The following is a 907-nucleotide window of genomic DNA, read 5'->3' on the forward strand; positions in this document are numbered from 1 at the left end:
AGAGCGCGTTTGAGAAGGATTCCCAAGGGGGCTTTGGCGTGATTCATAGGGCGTCGGACCAACGATTCGAGCCGCCGCCCGATGGCAAAGAGGAAGCCGCCCGCAAGACGGCGGTACGACACTGACCTGACCGACGCGCAGTGGGAACTGCTCGCGCCGCTGATCCCCGACGCGCAGGCAGGCGGGAGGCCCCGGAAGGCCACGTCGCGCGAGCTGGTGAACGCCATCCTCTATTTCCTGCGGGCCGGCATGGCGTGGCGGCTGCTGCCCCATGACCTGCCGCCGTGGCAGACGGTCTATTATTATCTGCGCCGCTGGCAGCGCGAGGGTGTCTGGGAGCGCGTCCACCACACCCTCGTCATGGCCGACCGCGAGCGGTGCGGCAGGTCGGCGTCGCCCTCGGCGGCAATCCTCGACAGCCAGTCGGTGCGCACCGCCGATCAAAAGGGGGCGCGAAGGGCTATGACGCGGGCAAGAAGATCACCGGGCGCAAGCGGCACATCCTGACCGACACCGATGGGCGCCTGCTCTGCGTGCGCGTCCACGCCGCCGACGTCCAGGACCGCGACGGCGGCAAGCTGCCGCTCAAGGCCTCACGCAGGCGCTACCCGTTCGTCGCCCGCGTCTTCGCCGATGGCGGCTATGCCGGGCGCCTCGTCACATGGGCCGCCGACAAGACCCACATCACCCTCGAGATCATACGCCGCGGCGCCAAGGCCAAAGGCTTCGAGGTCCTGCCGCGTCGATGGGTGGTGGAGCGGACCTTCGCCTGGATCTTCAAGAACCGCCGCCTCGTCCGCGATTACGAGCAGATCACCGCCGTTGCCGAAACCCTCATCACCATCGCCGCTTCAGCCACACTCCTGCGCCGATGGCAATGAGAACACAGCCTTCTCAAACGGGCTCT

At 67.5% G+C, this 907-nt stretch carries 1 protein-coding gene; it reads left to right on the top strand.

Going from position 1 to position 907, the window contains the following annotated elements:
* The first annotated feature begins 81 nt into the window (after positions 1 to 81).
* A protein-coding gene (locus V5F48_RS24945) for an IS5 family transposase (protein WP_394260643.1) occupies positions 82 to 881 on the top strand; the annotation gives its coding sequence in 2 pieces (ribosomal slippage) (positions 82 to 441 and positions 444 to 881; 798 coding nt in all).
* Positions 882 to 907 lie beyond the last annotated feature (26 nt).

The organism is Xanthobacter autotrophicus ATCC 700552 (assembly GCF_043194565.1).
Taxonomy (GTDB): domain Bacteria; phylum Pseudomonadota; class Alphaproteobacteria; order Rhizobiales; family Xanthobacteraceae; genus Xanthobacter; species Xanthobacter autotrophicus_F.